We start from the raw sequence: 13469 nt of genomic DNA, 5'->3' as shown, positions 1-13469 counted from the left end.
CCAAGGGCACCCGGGCAGCGCTCGCCGAGCACGGGCGATTGGACAAGCCCGCCCGCCCGGTCTGGAATGGCGGCCATGACCGATTCATGGCGCCTCACCGCGACAGAGCTCGCTTCCCGAATCCGCGCGCGCGACCTCTCGGCGGAGGAGGTGGCGCGCGACGCCCTCTCCCGGCTGGATGCCGCCAACCCCGCCATCAACGCTGTGGTGCAGTTCATGCCGGAGGAGGCGCTGGCCGCCGCCCGCGCCGTGGACGCCGCCCTCGCGCGCGGGGAGGACCCTGGTCCCCTGGCCGGCGTGCCCGTGACCACGAAGGTGAACGTGGACCAGAAGAGCCACGCCACCACCAACGGCCTGCGCATCCAGAAGGACCTGATCGCGAAGGCCGACAACCCCGTGGTGTCCAACCTCCGCAAGGCGGGCGCCGTCATCATCGGCCGCACGAACACCCCCGCCTTCTCGCTCCACTGGTTCACGCGCAACTCGCTCCACGGCCATACGCGAAACGCCCGCAACCCCGCCCTGACCCCCGGCGGCTCCTCCGGCGGCGCGGCCTCGGCCACTGCGGCGGGGATCGGGGCCATCGGGCACGGCACAGATATCGGCGGCTCCGTCCGCTACCCCGCCTATGCCTGCGGCATCCACGGGCTGCGCCCGACTATCGGCCGCATCCCCGCCTGGAACCCGGGCGGCCCGGAGCGCGCCATCGGCGCCCAGCTCATGGCCGTCTCTGGCCCGCTCGCCCGCTCCATCGCCGACATCCGCTTGGCCCTGCAGGCCATGTCCGCCCCCGATGCCCGCGACCCCTGGTGGGTGCCCGCCCCGCTCCAGGGCGCGCCCTTCCCCAAGCGCGCCGCCCTCTGCGTGCGCCCGGAAGGCATGGCCACCACGCCCGAGGTGGAGGAAGCCGTCCGTGCCGCCGGCCGCCGCCTGCAGGACGCTGGCTGGACCGTGGCCGAGACCCCGGTTCCGCCCATGCGGCAGCCCGCCCGCCTCCAGGCCCTGCTCTGGCTCGCCGAGAGCCGCCGCGGCCTGAAGCGGGCCCTGGCCGAGGAGAACGACCCCGACGCCAACTTCGTGTTCGCCCAGATGGAGCGCCTCTGCCCCGAGCCGGACATGAACGCCTTTCAGGACGCCCTCCAGGCCCGCGCCGGCTTCCTGCGGGAGTGGAGCCTCTTCCTGGAGCGCTACCCCGTGGCCCTCATGCCCGTCTCCGCCGAGCCGCCCTTCCCCGACCTGCTGGACCTGGAATCGCCCGAGGCCTTCGACCGGGTGATCGAGGCCCTCCTCCCCCAGGTGGGCCTGCCGCTGATGAGCCTGCCCGGCCTGACCGTCACCACCGACCTCTCCGGCCCCGCTCCCCTCGGCGTCCAGCTCGTCGCCGGGCGCTACCGGGAGGACATCCTGCTGGAGGCCGGCGCCCTGCTGGAGACGGAGATCACCATCGCCGGATAGGCGAGGGGCCCCGGCGCAGGGCTGGGATGCGAAGCCACCGGTTGCGGCGGGCGGGCCCTGCCCCGATATGAGCCCGGTCGCGGGGCCGAAGCCCCGCCCTTTCCGCGCCGCCCCCCGCGCCACGCCCCTCCATGGAGGAGGGCTGCCGCGCCCAGGCGCCCCAAACCACCGGACGCCTCTCACTGATGTCTTTCGACACCCTTCCCGCGCCGCTGCGCGATGCCCTGACCACCCGCGGCTATGCCAGCCCCACGCCCGTCCAGGCCGCCGTGCTGGCGGAGGACACGGCGGGCCGGGACATGCTCGTCTCCGCCCGCACCGGCTCCGGCAAGACCGTCGCCTATGGCTTGGCCATGGCCACCGACCTGCTGGGGGAGGGGACTCGCCTGCCCCCGCCCGGCGCCCCCCTCGCCCTCATCGTCGCCCCCACCCGTGAACTCGCCCTGCAGGTGAAGGCGGAGCTGACCTGGCTCTACGGCCCGGCCGGCGGCCGTGTGGCCTCCTGCGTCGGCGGCATGGACCCGGTGGCGGAGCGCCGCGTCCTCCAGAACGGCGCCCAGATCGCGGTGGGCACCCCCGGCCGCGTGCGCGACCACATCGAGCGCGGCAACCTCCGCACCTCCGACATCCGCGCCGTCGTGCTGGACGAGGCCGACGAGATGCTGGACCTCGGCTTCCGCGAGGAGCTGGAGGCCATCCTCGGCGCCCTGCCGGAGGAGCGCCGCACCCTCCTCTTCTCCGCCACCGTCCCCGCGCCGATCGCCAAGATGGCGAAGGACTTCCAGCGGAACGCCCTGCGCCTCGAGGTGTCCTCCAAGGACGAACCCCACGGCGACATCACCTACCGCGCCGCTCTGGTCTCCTCCGGCGACGTGGAGCGCGCCGTGGTGAATGCCCTCCGCCTGGAAGATGCGCCCATCTCCATGGTGTTCTGCTCCACCCGTGCGGCGGTGAACCGGCTGCACGGGAATCTGACGGAGCGCGGCTTCGAGACCGTGGCCCTCTCCGGCGAGCTCTCCCAGGCCGAGCGCACCCGCGCCCTGCAATCCCTGCGCGACGGCAAGGCCCGCATCTGCGTGGCCACCGACGTGGCCGCCCGTGGCATCGACCTGCCCGAGCTAGACCTGGTGATCCACGCCGAGCTCCCGCGCGATCCGGAAACCCTCCTCCACCGCTCCGGCCGCACGGGGCGCGCCGGGCGCAAGGGCACCAGTCTCCTCGTTGTCCCCCCCTCCCGCCGCCGCATCGCGGAGCGCCTGCTCCACGCCGCGCGCGTGCAGGCCGAATGGGGCCCGGCTCCCTCGGCCGAGCAGGTGCGCGCCAAGGACGCCGAGCGCATCGCCGCCCGTGCCACGGAGATCCTGGGCGAGGAGATCGCGGAGGAGGACCTGGCCATCGCCCGCACCCTCACCGGCCTGCAGGGCGCCCCGAAGGACGACACCGCCGGCTGGAGCCAGGCCGATGGCGCCGCCCCCTCCGGCGTGGACCCGCTCGCTCTCGCCGCCGCCCTGGTGAAGCTCCTCCGTGCGCCCTTGCCCGCGCCCGAGGAGCTGACCTCCGTCTCCGACCGCCCCCGCCGTGCCCCGGGCGACTACGACGGCGCGCGCGGCGCCGGCGGCCCGCCCCCGTCCTCCGAGGGCGTGTGGTTCCGCGTCTCCGTCGGCCGCGACGGCCAGGCCGACCCGCGCTGGATGCTGCCCTTCCTCTGCAAGCGCGGCGACGTCTCCCGCGCCGAGATCGGCCGCATCCGCATCCAGGGCCACGAATCCCAGGTGGAGATCGCCCCCTACGCCGCCGCGCACTTCGCGGCCAACGCCCGCCGCCCCGGCGGCGAGGAAGCGCACATCCGCGTCGAGCCCATGCAGCCGATCCCGCGCGGGCCGCGCCGGCCTGTTCGGCGCTGAGGGTGCTTTCGGGGAAGGGCGCTGCCCTTCCCCGGACCCCAACCCGCCAGGAAACTGAGTTTCCTGGACCTTCCATCCGTTAAACGCCCACGGCGCGAGGGCCCCTTTGGGGCCCCTCGCGCCGTGGGCATGTCTTTTACAGGCGGAAGGTGCAGGGAAGCTCGGGTTCCCGCCGGATGGGGGGGGCTTGGGGGAAGGCAGAGCCTTCCCCGAACGCCCTCAGTGCCGGAAGTGGCGCATCCCCGTGAGGACCATCGCCAGCCCGGCCTCGTCGGCCGCCGCGATCACCTCGTTGTCGCGCATGGAGCCGCCGGGCTGGATCACGGCCGTCGCGCCCGCTGCCGCCGCCGCCTGCAACCCGTCCGCGAAGGGGAAGAAGGCGTCGGAGGCGACCACGGAGCCCTGGGCGAGCGGCGTGTCCAGCCCGGCGGCCTTCGCGGCCTCGGCGGACTTCCAGGCGGCGATGCGGGCGGAATCCACCCGGCTCATCTGCCCCGCGCCGATGCCCACCGTCGCCCCGCCCTTGGCATAGACGATCGCGTTCGACTTCACGTGCTTGCAGACCCGGAAGGCGAAGATCAGGTCCTGCATCTCCTGCGCGCTGGGCTGGCGCTTCGTCACCACCTTCAGGTCCGCCACGGCCACGCGGCCGGCATCGCGGGACTGGGCGAGGAAGCCGCCGCCCACGCTGCGGAAGGTCATCCCCGGCGCGGCGGCATCGGGCAGGCCGCCCGTCAGCAGCAGGCGCAGGTTCTTCTTCTTCGCGAAGATCGCGCGGGCCGCGTCATCCGCGTCCGGCGCGATCACCACCTCGGTGAAGATGGCGGTGATCCGCTCCGCCGCCGCCGCATCCAGCACGCGATTGGCCGCGATGATCCCGCCGAAGGCGGAGACGGGGTCGCAGCGCAGCGCCGCGTCCCAGGCCGCGTTCAGGTCGCCCGCCACCGCTACGCCGCAGGGATTGGCGTGCTTGACGATGACGATCGCCGGCTCCTCGAACTCCGCCACCGCCTCGAAGGCGGCGTCCGTGTCGTTCAGGTTGTTGTAGGACAGCTCCTTGCCCTGCACCTGCTCGGCGGTTGCGATGCCCGGGCGGTGCGTGCCGTCCACGTAGAAGGCGGCCTTCTGGTGGGGGTTCTCGCCGTAACGGAGCGTCTGCTTCAGCATCCCCGGCACGGAGAGGCGCTGCGGGAAGTCCTGCTCTAGCTCGGCAGCGAACCAGCGGGAGATGGCCGCGTCATAGGCGGCCGTGCGGGCATAGGCGGCGGCGGCGAGGGTCTTGCGGGTCTCCAGGCTCGTCCCGCCCGTCTCGGCGATCTCCTTGCCCACCGTCACCAGCTGCTCCGGCTCGGTCAGCACGGCGACATGGGCGTGGTTCTTGGCGGCGCTGCGGATCATCGCCGGCCCGCCGATGTCGATGTTCTCGACGCAATCCTCGTAGGAGGCGCCGCGCGCGACGGTCGCCTCGAAGGGGTAGAGGTTCACGCAGACCAAGTCGATCGGCGCGATCCCGTGCGCCTCCACCTGCGCCACGTGCTCCGGCACGTCCCGCCGGAACAGCAGCCCGCCGTGGACGCCCGGCACCAGGGTCTTCACCCGCCCATCCAGGATTTCCGGGAAGCCCGTGTGGTCGGACAGCTCCTTCACGGGGATCCCCGCCTCTCGCAGGGCCTTTGCCGTGCCGCCGGTGGAGAGGATCTCCGCCCCCTGGGCGGCGAGGGTTCGGGCGAACTCCACCAGCCCCGTCTTGTCGGAGACGGAGAGGAGGGCGCGTCGGATGGGGAGGGTGGCCATGGGCGGGGCGGATAGCGCGCGGCGGCCCCGGACGGAAGGCGAAACGGGCGCGGGGCTGCCGTGATCCCCATTCGGGTCCGAGGCACGGATCGGAACGGGCCGTGAATGCGCTTGTGTCCCCTCAGCGGGGCATCCCACCAGATCTTGTGTTTTGGCGGCCGGGAACGCGCGTCAGCGATTCGTTCGCGCGACTCGGGCGATATCGCTGATTCACCGTCATTTCCGGCTCGCTGCGTTCGGCATGTGTTCGGCCGCCGACTCGGCGCACCCGGAACACTCTGTTGCACCGCAGCCGGTCAACCCTCGGGCCGGCGGGGGCGTTCCCCTGCCCGGGCCATGCGGCCCAACCAGCCGAGGTGCCCATGCCCGAAACCGCAACCCGCCCCATCCTTGCCGGCCGGCGCGCCCTCGTCACGGGCGCCTCCTCCGGCATCGGCTTCGCCGTGGCGCGGGGCTTGGCGATGGCCGGGGCGGCGGTGGCCGTGAACTACCATTCCAGCCGGGAGCCGGCGGAGAAGCTGGTGGAGGAGATCCGCGCCGCCGGCGGCCGGGCCGTCGCCCTCGGCGCCGACGTCTCGGAGGAGGCGGAGGCGACCCGCCTGGTGGACGACACCGTGGCCGAGCTCGGCGGGCTGGACCTGCTGGTGGCCAATTCCGGTATCCAGAAGGACGCCCCCCTCGGCGAGATGACGCTGAAGGACTGGCAGGCGGTGATCGGCGTGAACCTCACCGGCCAGTTCCTCTGCTGCCGGGAGGCCGTGCGCGCCTTCCGCGCCGGCCCGGACCGCCCCAACCATGCCCGCGCCAGCATCGTCTGCATGTCCTCCGTCCACGAGCTGATCCCCTGGGCCGGCCATGTGAACTACGCGGCGGCCAAGGGCGGCGTGCGGATGATGATGCAGACCCTCGCGCAGGAACTGGCGCCGGAGCGCATCCGGGTGAACGCCGTGGCTCCCGGCGCCATCCGCACCCCCATCAACAAGGAGGCCTGGGGCACGGAGGAGGCGCTGGAGAAGCTGCTGCGCCTGATCCCTTACGGCCGCATCGGGGAGCCCGAGGACGTGGCCCGCGCCGTGACCTGGCTCCTCTCCGACGAGGCCGAGTACGTCACCGGCACCACCCTCTTCGTGGATGGCGGGATGAGCCTCTATCCCGGCTTCGTCGGCAACGGCTGAGGGTTCCGCCTGGAACCGTGAAGTCGCCCCGCGGCAAACGCGGCAGGGTTTGCGCTGTTCACAGCCGACCCGCGTTTAACTTAGGTGAAGTGGAGTGAGCCCCGAATGGGAGAGCCGATCGAGAACCACGGCATCGTCGGCGACCTCCGCACCGCCGCCCTGATCGGCTTGGACGGAACCGTGGACTTCCTCTGCTGGCCCCGCTTCGACAGCCCGAGCGTCTTCGCCTCCCTCCTCGATGACGAGAAGGGCGGCCGCTTCGAACTGGCGCCCCAGCTGAACGGCATCCGACACCGTCAGCTCTACCTGCCCGACACCAACGTGCTGCTCACCCGCTTCCTCTCGCAGGAGGGGGTGGCGGAGATCTCGGACTACATGGCCCTCGGCCCCACCCAGCGCTTGGTGCGCCGGGCCAAGGCCATCCGCAGCCCCCGCGCCTTCCGTATGCGCTGCGCCCCCCGCCTGGACTATGCCCGGGCGGAGCACGCGGTGCGGGAGGAGGCCGGCACGATCGTTTTCGAGGGCGGGGGGCAGGCTTTGCGCCTGCGCGCCACCGTGCCGCTGCGGATCGAGGGCGGCGACGCCGTGGCCGAGTTCACCCTGGCCCCCAACGAGTCCGCCGCCTTCGTGCTGGAGGACGCGGCCCACGGCCACGCCCGCCCCGCAGACCCGAACGAGGTGGCGGAGTGCTTCAAGCACACCGCCGACACCTGGCGGGAATGGAGCGCCCGCTCCACCTACCGCGGCCGCTGGCGCGACACGGTGAACCGCTCCGCCCTCGCGCTGAAGCTCATGACCTCGGCCGAGCACGGCTCCATCGTCGCCGCCCCCACCTTCGGGCTGCCGGAGACGATCGGCGGCGTCCGTAACTGGGACTACCGCTACACCTGGATCCGGGACGCCGCCTTCACCGTCTACGCCTTCCTGCGCCTGGGCCACACGGCGGAGGCCAACGCCTTCATGCGCTGGCTCGCCGCGCGGGAGAAGGAGTGCACGGACGGCAAGCTGGAGCTGATGTACGGCCTGGACGGCCACCGCGAGCTGGAGGAAACGATCCTCCCCCACCTCTCCGGCTACGCGAACTCAAGCCCCGTCCGCATCGGCAACGGTGCCGAGGGCCAGCTTCAGCTCGACATCTACGGCGAGCTGATGGACGCCGCCTACCTCTCGGACGAGTACGGCGAGCAGATCTCCCACGAGGCCTGGCAGGGCATCACCCGCTCCATGAACTGGGTGGCCAGGAACTGGGAGCAGCCGGACGAGGGCATCTGGGAGGTGCGAGGCGGCCGCCGCCATTTCCTCCACTCCCGCCTGATGTGCTGGGTGGCGCTGGACCGCGCCATCCGCCTGGCCTTCAAGCGCTCCCTCCCTGCGCCGGTCGCCGAATGGCTCGCCGCCCGCGACGCCATCTACGAGGACATCCATACCAACTTCTGGAACGAGCGCATCGGCGCCTTCGTGCAGAGCCGGAACGGCAGCTGCCTGGACGCCGCCTGCCTTCTCATGCCCCTGATGCGCTTCATCAGCCCCACGGACCCGCGCTGGCTCTCCACCCTCAAGGCGGTGGGCGAGCGCCTGGTGGATGACAGCCTCGTCCGCCGCTACGAGGACGCGAGCGTGGACGGCCTCGACGGCGTCGAGGGCAGCTTCAACATGTGCTCCTTCTGGTACGTGGAGTGCCTGGCCCGCGCCGGTGACGTGAAGATGGCCCGCTTCCTCTTCGAGAAGATGCTCGGCTACGCCAACCACCTCGGCCTCTACGCCGAGGAACTCGGCCCCGCCGGAGAGCACCTCGGCAACTTCCCCCAGGCCTTCACCCACCTCGCCCTCATCAGCGCCGCCCACTACCTGGACCGCGCCCTGACCGCCCAGGAAGGCCCGCCCCGCCAGCCGGTGGGTGGGATGCCGGTGACGTTAACGGAACTCTGAGGACCTGTCCGGGGGCTTCCTTCCCCCGGACCCCATCATCTTCTTCGGCTTGGCGCGGTGGGACATGTCCCGTGCCGGGCGGCGTGGCCGCTCGGCGCGCCGCAAGCCCCGCATCCCGCGGCAGCCCCCCAGAAGAAGATGAGGGTGGGGGCCAGGGGGAGGGAGAATTCCTTCTCCCTCCCCCCTAAGGCCGCTCAGGCCGCCACCACCGGGAAGCAGACCGCCGCGAACTCCGCGCTGGCCAGGTTCTTCTCCTTCGCCTCAACCTCGATATCCGCCCATTCCAGGTGCCGCGCCGCCCAGGCCGCGTGGGGCCGGTTCCACAGCCGGGCGGAATGGGCGCGCAGGTCGCGGGCGGAGACGCCGGCGGCGATCAGGGCCGCGCGGTCGGGCAGCACCTCCGGGTCCTGGTCGGGCACCAGGTCGGGCTTGGGGGCGCTGATGTGGATGATCGGCCGCACGCCGCGCCAGGACTCGATCACGCGGGCGATGCGCGGGTCGTCGGGTTCCAGGTACTCGCCCGTGACCACCCAGTGGTGGTGCAGGTCCAGCACGATGGGCAGGCTGTCGGCCAGGGGCAGCAGGTCGTCCAGCCCGTAGGCGGTCTCCTCGTTCTCCACCGTCAGCAGGTTGCGCGCGTCCTGGGAGAGAAGGGAGAGGCCGGAGCGGAAGGCCTCGATCCCCGCCGCGCGGCCGCCGGCATGGACGTTGATGTGGGCGCCGTTCGGGTGCCAGCCGCCCGCCTGGCCGAGGTGGCGCATGACGTCCGTGTGGTACTCGATGTCGGCCACCGCGGCGGCGCGGGTGTGCTCCTTCTCCGTCGCCAGAACCGTGTACTGGCCGGGATGCATGGAGAGGCGCACGCCCCCTTCCTTCGCCGCGCGGGCGGCGGGGGCCAGGCTGGTTTCCACGACCCGCTTCAGGGCGGGGTCCTCGTAGAGGGGCCGCACGGCCGGGTGGCTGTAGACGGGCAGCACGTTGCTGCCCATCCGCATGGCCCGTTGCCCGGGCGGCAGGCGGGCGGTGCGGGAGATCTGGGCCAGCAGCGTCTCGCCATTGGTCTGCACCAGGCCGATCAGCTTCGCGATCGCGTCCTTCGGCTCCATCTTGGAGATGTAGGTCACGGTGGTGTCGCGCAGGTTCAGCGCGGCCTGCTCCTTGGTGGGCAGGGAGGGGTCGAGCCACTGGCAGACCCAGGCGATGCGGCGTTCCATGTCTGGGGAACGGGTCACGCGCCCCTTGGTTCGCCGGGGCTCAAAGCGGGTTGATGCGGCGCTGCCAGAATCCCATCAGCCCGCCCAGCGCGGCGGCGACAAGGACCATCACGATCAGGTCCCCGAACTCCCGCCCCGCCGCCCAGGGGCCGAGCGAGACGAGAAGAACGGCCGGCACCCATAGGATGGCGGCCCAGCGCCGCCGGGCCGGCCCGCCGCGGACGATGAAGTACCAGGCCAGGAAGCTCGGCAGCCAGAAGGGGGCGTCCTTCAGGACAACGTAGAGGAACAGCCCCACGCCGGGCCCCTCAGCTCCCCTCGGCCGGCACCGGCCGCGGGCGCCCCGTCTCGTCCAGCGCCACGAAGGTAAAGGCCGCCTCCGTCACCCGCTCCCGCAGGTCGGAGTGCCGCTCCCGCCGCCAGGCCTCGACCTGGATCCGCAGAGAGGTGCGGCCGACCGAGAGGATGCGGGCGTAGAGGCTCACCTCATCTCCCACATGCACGGGCCGGTGGAAGGTCATCCCCTCAACGTTCACCGTCGCGCAGCGCCCGCGCGCCCGGCGGGCGGCGGCATTTCCCGCCGCCAGGTCCATCTGCGCCATCAACCATCCGCCGAAGATGTCGCCGGCCGGATTGGTGTCGCCCGGCATGGCGATGGTCCGGATCATCGGTGCCATCTCGGGCGGCAGGTGCTGGTCGTTCACGTCTCGTCGTCGTCCCTGTCGGCATCGGGGCGGGGGGTCAGGTCCCGCTGCACCTCCGGCCGGCGCATCACCGCGTCGATCTGCATGGCATAGTCGAGCGCGGTGTCCGCCTGGAAGTGCAGCTCCGGGGCGAACTTCAGACGCACGGCCCGTGCCACCTGCTTCCGCAGCTCCGGCTGGTTTGCCTTCAGCAGCTTCAGCAGCGCCGGATCGGCCGCAGTCCCGAGGCGCGAGACGAAGACCGTCATGTGCTTGAGGTCGGGGGAGGCCCGCACCTCTGTCACCGTCACCCGCGCATCCGCGAGGTCGGGGTCGCTGACATCCCCGCGCAGGAAGACGGCGGAGAGCGCGTGCCGCACCTCCTCCGCCACGCGGAGCATCCGCTGCGAGGGGGCACCCGCGCCACCCTGGTTCTTGGCGTCCCTGGCCATTGGTCCTTAAGCCCTAAAAGCGTCCGCCGCGCCCCGCTTTCACGGGGCGCGGCGGATCATCAAACCCGAAGAGGGGAGGGGCGGATCAGTCCGCCGCCACCGTCTCCGTCTCGTAGCACTCGATCTGATCGCCGACGCGGATGTCATTGTAGTTATGGAAGGACATGCCGCACTCGTAGCCGTTCGCGACCTCCTTCACGTCGTCCTTGAAGCGACGGAGCGTGGAGAGGGTGCCCTGGTGGATGACGACGCCGTCGCGCAGCAGGCGGACGCCCGCACCGCGCTTCACCACGCCTTCCGTCACGCGGCAGCCGGCGATGTTGCCGAGGCGCTTGACCTCGAACACCTGCAGGATCTGCGCGTAGCCCAGGAACTTCTCGCGCTGGATCGGGGCAAGCTTGCCCTTGACCAGCTTCTCGATGTCGTCGGCCACCTCGTAGATGATCGAGTAGTAGCGGATCTCCACGCCATCCCGGTTCGCCATCTCGCGCGCCTGCGTCGTCGCACGCACGTTGAAGGCCACCACGACCGCGTTGGACGCCTTGGCGAGCTGGATGTCGCTCTCGGTGATCTGGCCGACCGCGGAGTGGAGCACGCGGACGCGCACCTCCTCGCGGGACAGCTTGCCGAGAGTGACGCCGAGCGCCTCGGAGGAGCCCTGCACGTCCGCCTTGACGACGACCGCCACCTCCTTCTGCTCGCCCGCCTGGATGCGGGCCAGCATGTCGTTCAGCGTGCCGCGGGCGGCGCCGGCGGCTGCCGCCACCTTCTCGCGCGCCTTGCGCTGACGGAACTCGGTAATCTCGCGGGCGCGGCCCTCATCCTCCACCGCGACGAAGGTCTCGCCGGCCGACGGAACACCCGTCAGGCCGAGGATCTCCACCGGCTCGGAGGGCTCGGCGCCGGTCAGCGGGATGCCCATGTCGTCGATGATCGCGCGCACGCGGCCCCATTCGGCGCCGGCCACCACGATGTCGCCCTGGTTCAGCGTGCCCTTCTGGACCAGCACCGTGGCCACGGGGCCCCGGCCCTTGTCGAGCTTGCTCTCGATGACCGTACCCTCGGCCGCCCGGTTCGGGTTGGCCTTCAGGTCCAGCACCTCGGCCTGGAGGATGATGGCCTCCAGCAGCTTGTCGAGGCCCGTGCCCTTCAGCGCGGAGACCTGGATCTCCTGCGTGTCGCCGCCCAGGGCTTCCACCACGACCTCGTGCTGCAGGAGCTCCTGCCGCACGCGGTCCGGGTTCACACCGGGCTTATCGATCTTGTTGATGGCCACGATCATCGGAACGTTCGCCGCCTGGGCGTGCTTAATCGCCTCGACCGTCTGCGGCATCACGCCGTCATCGGCCGCGACCACCAGCACGACCATGTCGGTCACGCTCGCACCGCGGGCGCGCATGGCGGTGAACGCCTCGTGGCCCGGGGTGTCGATGAAGGTCACGCGGTCGCCGCTCGGGATCTGGATCATGTAGGCGCCGATGTGCTGGGTGATGCCACCCGCCTCGCGCGCCGCCACGTCCGTCTTGCGAAGGGCGTCCAGAAGGCTCGTCTTGCCGTGATCGACGTGGCCCATGATCGTGACCACGGGGGGACGCGGCTCGAGGTTCTCCTCGGTGTCCACCTCGCCCTCGAGGCCCTGCTCCACATCGGCCTCCGACACGCGGCGGATGCGGTGGCCGAACTCGGTCGCCACCAGCTCCGCCGTGTCTGCGTCGATGGACTGGGTGATGGTGGCCATCACGCCCATGCGGAACAGCGCCTTCACCACCTCGCCGGCGCGGGCGGCCATGCGGTTCGCCAGCTCCTGCACGGTGATGATGTCGGGGATGACCACGTCGCGCACCACGCGCTCCTGGCCGGAGCGGAGGCGGGCGAGCTCGGCCTGGCGCCGCTCGCGCTCGCGGGCGCGGCGGACGGAGGCAAGGCTGCGCCCGCGATCGTCGTCACCCTCGATCGCCGCGGCCACGTCGATGCGGCCATGCCGGCGATCGACCGGGGCCATGCCCTTCTTCGCGGGGGCAGGGACCGGCTTGCGCGCGCCGGCAGGCGCCGGGCCGCCGAGGCGGCGCGGCGGCGGACGGCGGTTCTCGTCCTCCAGCGAACCGGGGGCGGGACCCTCGCCAGGGCGGGGCCGCAAGGAGAGCTTGCCGGCGCCGGGCGCGCCGATGCCGCTCGGCACGGGGCCGGGGCGACGCGCCGCCAGCGGGGCACCGCCGCCGCCGGCACGGTCGCCATAGCCACCACCACCCGGGCCACCCGCGCGCGGGCCGTAGCCGCCGGGGCCACCAGCCGGGCGCGGGGCGTAGCCACCACGGTCGCCGCCGCGGTCCCCACCGGGGCCGCCAGGGCGCGGGGCGTAGCCGCCGCGGTCGCCACCGCGATCCCCACCGGGGCCGCTGGGCGTGCGCATGACGTAGCCGCGCTCGCCACCACGCTCGCCACCACGGTCACCACCGGGGCCACCGGCCGGACGGGGCGCGTAGCCGCCGCGGTCCCCACCGGGGCCGCTGGGCGTGCGCATGACGTAGCCGCGCTCGCCGCCACGGTCACCACCGGGGCCACCGGCCGGACGGGGCGCGTAGCCGCCGCGATCCCCACCGGGGCCGCTGGGCGTGCGCATGACATAGCCGCGCTCGCCGCCGCGATCCCCACCAGGGGCAGCAGCCGGACGCGGGGCATAAGCGCCGCGGTCGCTGCTGCGGTCGTAGGACGGACGGACGGAAGGCGCCGGGCGGGGCGCCGGAGCCTCCTCGCGCGGGGCAGGCGCCGGCCGCGCGGCCGCGGGGGCCGGGGCGGGCGCGGGGCGCGGGGCCGGGGGAGCGGCCTGGGGCGTCGGCGCCGTTTCCGTGCGCGGCGCGGGCTC

10 protein-coding genes are annotated in these 13469 nt (G+C 72.4%); 4 read left to right on the top strand and 6 right to left on the bottom strand.

The features are described from left to right. Positions 1 to 75 precede the first annotated feature (75 nt). Positions 76 to 1455, top strand: a complete 1380-nt coding sequence (locus NRP21_RS27250; protein ID WP_257719399.1) for an amidase family protein — start codon at positions 76 to 78, stop codon at positions 1453 to 1455. 185 nt (positions 1456 to 1640) lie between these two features. Continuing rightward, complete coding sequence (locus NRP21_RS27245; protein WP_257719398.1) at positions 1641 to 3359, top strand: DEAD/DEAH box helicase; 1719 nt, start codon at positions 1641 to 1643, stop codon at positions 3357 to 3359. Positions 3360 to 3578: 219 nt separating this feature from the next. Here the strand turns inward: NRP21_RS27245 and purH are convergent, their stop codons facing one another. Beyond that, positions 3579 to 5153 (bottom strand): bifunctional phosphoribosylaminoimidazolecarboxamide formyltransferase/IMP cyclohydrolase, encoded by a 1575-nt coding sequence (gene purH, locus NRP21_RS27240; protein ID WP_257719397.1) that lies wholly within the window; start codon positions 5151 to 5153, stop codon positions 3579 to 3581. Between the two features lie 362 nt (positions 5154 to 5515). On the opposite strand from purH, the gene NRP21_RS27235 reads away from it, so the two are divergent. Together NRP21_RS27235 and NRP21_RS27230 are read left to right on the top strand one after the other, a co-directional pair. Beyond that, on the top strand, positions 5516 to 6328 hold the full coding sequence (locus tag NRP21_RS27235) for an SDR family oxidoreductase (protein WP_257719396.1): 813 nt from the start codon (positions 5516 to 5518) through the stop codon (positions 6326 to 6328). Between the two features lie 84 nt (positions 6329 to 6412). Continuing rightward, positions 6413 to 8257: a glycoside hydrolase family 15 protein gene (locus NRP21_RS27230; protein ID WP_257719395.1), complete on the top strand. Its 1845-nt coding sequence runs from the start codon at positions 6413 to 6415 to the stop codon at positions 8255 to 8257. 194 nt (positions 8258 to 8451) lie between these two features. Here NRP21_RS27230 and NRP21_RS27225 read toward each other — a convergent pair whose 3' ends face one another. From NRP21_RS27225 to infB, 5 genes are all read right to left on the bottom strand, one after another. Beyond that, complete coding sequence (locus NRP21_RS27225) at positions 8452 to 9489, bottom strand: apurinic/apyrimidinic endonuclease family protein (protein ID WP_257719394.1); 1038 nt, start codon at positions 9487 to 9489, stop codon at positions 8452 to 8454. A gap of 22 nt (positions 9490 to 9511) precedes the next feature. Beyond that, on the bottom strand, positions 9512 to 9769 hold the full coding sequence (locus NRP21_RS27220) for a hypothetical protein (protein ID WP_257719393.1): 258 nt from the start codon (positions 9767 to 9769) through the stop codon (positions 9512 to 9514). Positions 9770 to 9779: 10 nt separating this feature from the next. Then, complete coding sequence (locus NRP21_RS27215; RefSeq protein WP_257719429.1) at positions 9780 to 10148, bottom strand: acyl-CoA thioesterase; 369 nt, start codon at positions 10146 to 10148, stop codon at positions 9780 to 9782. Between the two features lie 23 nt (positions 10149 to 10171). Then, positions 10172 to 10606, bottom strand: a complete 435-nt coding sequence (rbfA, locus tag NRP21_RS27210; RefSeq protein WP_257719392.1) for a 30S ribosome-binding factor RbfA — start codon at positions 10604 to 10606, stop codon at positions 10172 to 10174. Positions 10607 to 10691: 85 nt separating this feature from the next. After that, positions 10692 to 12608: a translation initiation factor IF-2 gene (gene infB, locus NRP21_RS27205; RefSeq protein ID WP_257719428.1), complete on the bottom strand. Its 1917-nt coding sequence runs from the start codon at positions 12606 to 12608 to the stop codon at positions 10692 to 10694. Between the last annotated feature and the right edge of the window lie 861 nt (positions 12609 to 13469).

Origin of the sequence: Roseomonas populi, assembly GCF_024594815.1 — a bacterium.
GTDB classification, from domain to species: Bacteria; Pseudomonadota; Alphaproteobacteria; order Acetobacterales; family Acetobacteraceae; genus Roseomonas; species Roseomonas populi.
The sequence above is the reverse complement of the archived record's forward strand: the minus strand, read 5'-3'. Positions and strand labels throughout refer to the sequence as shown.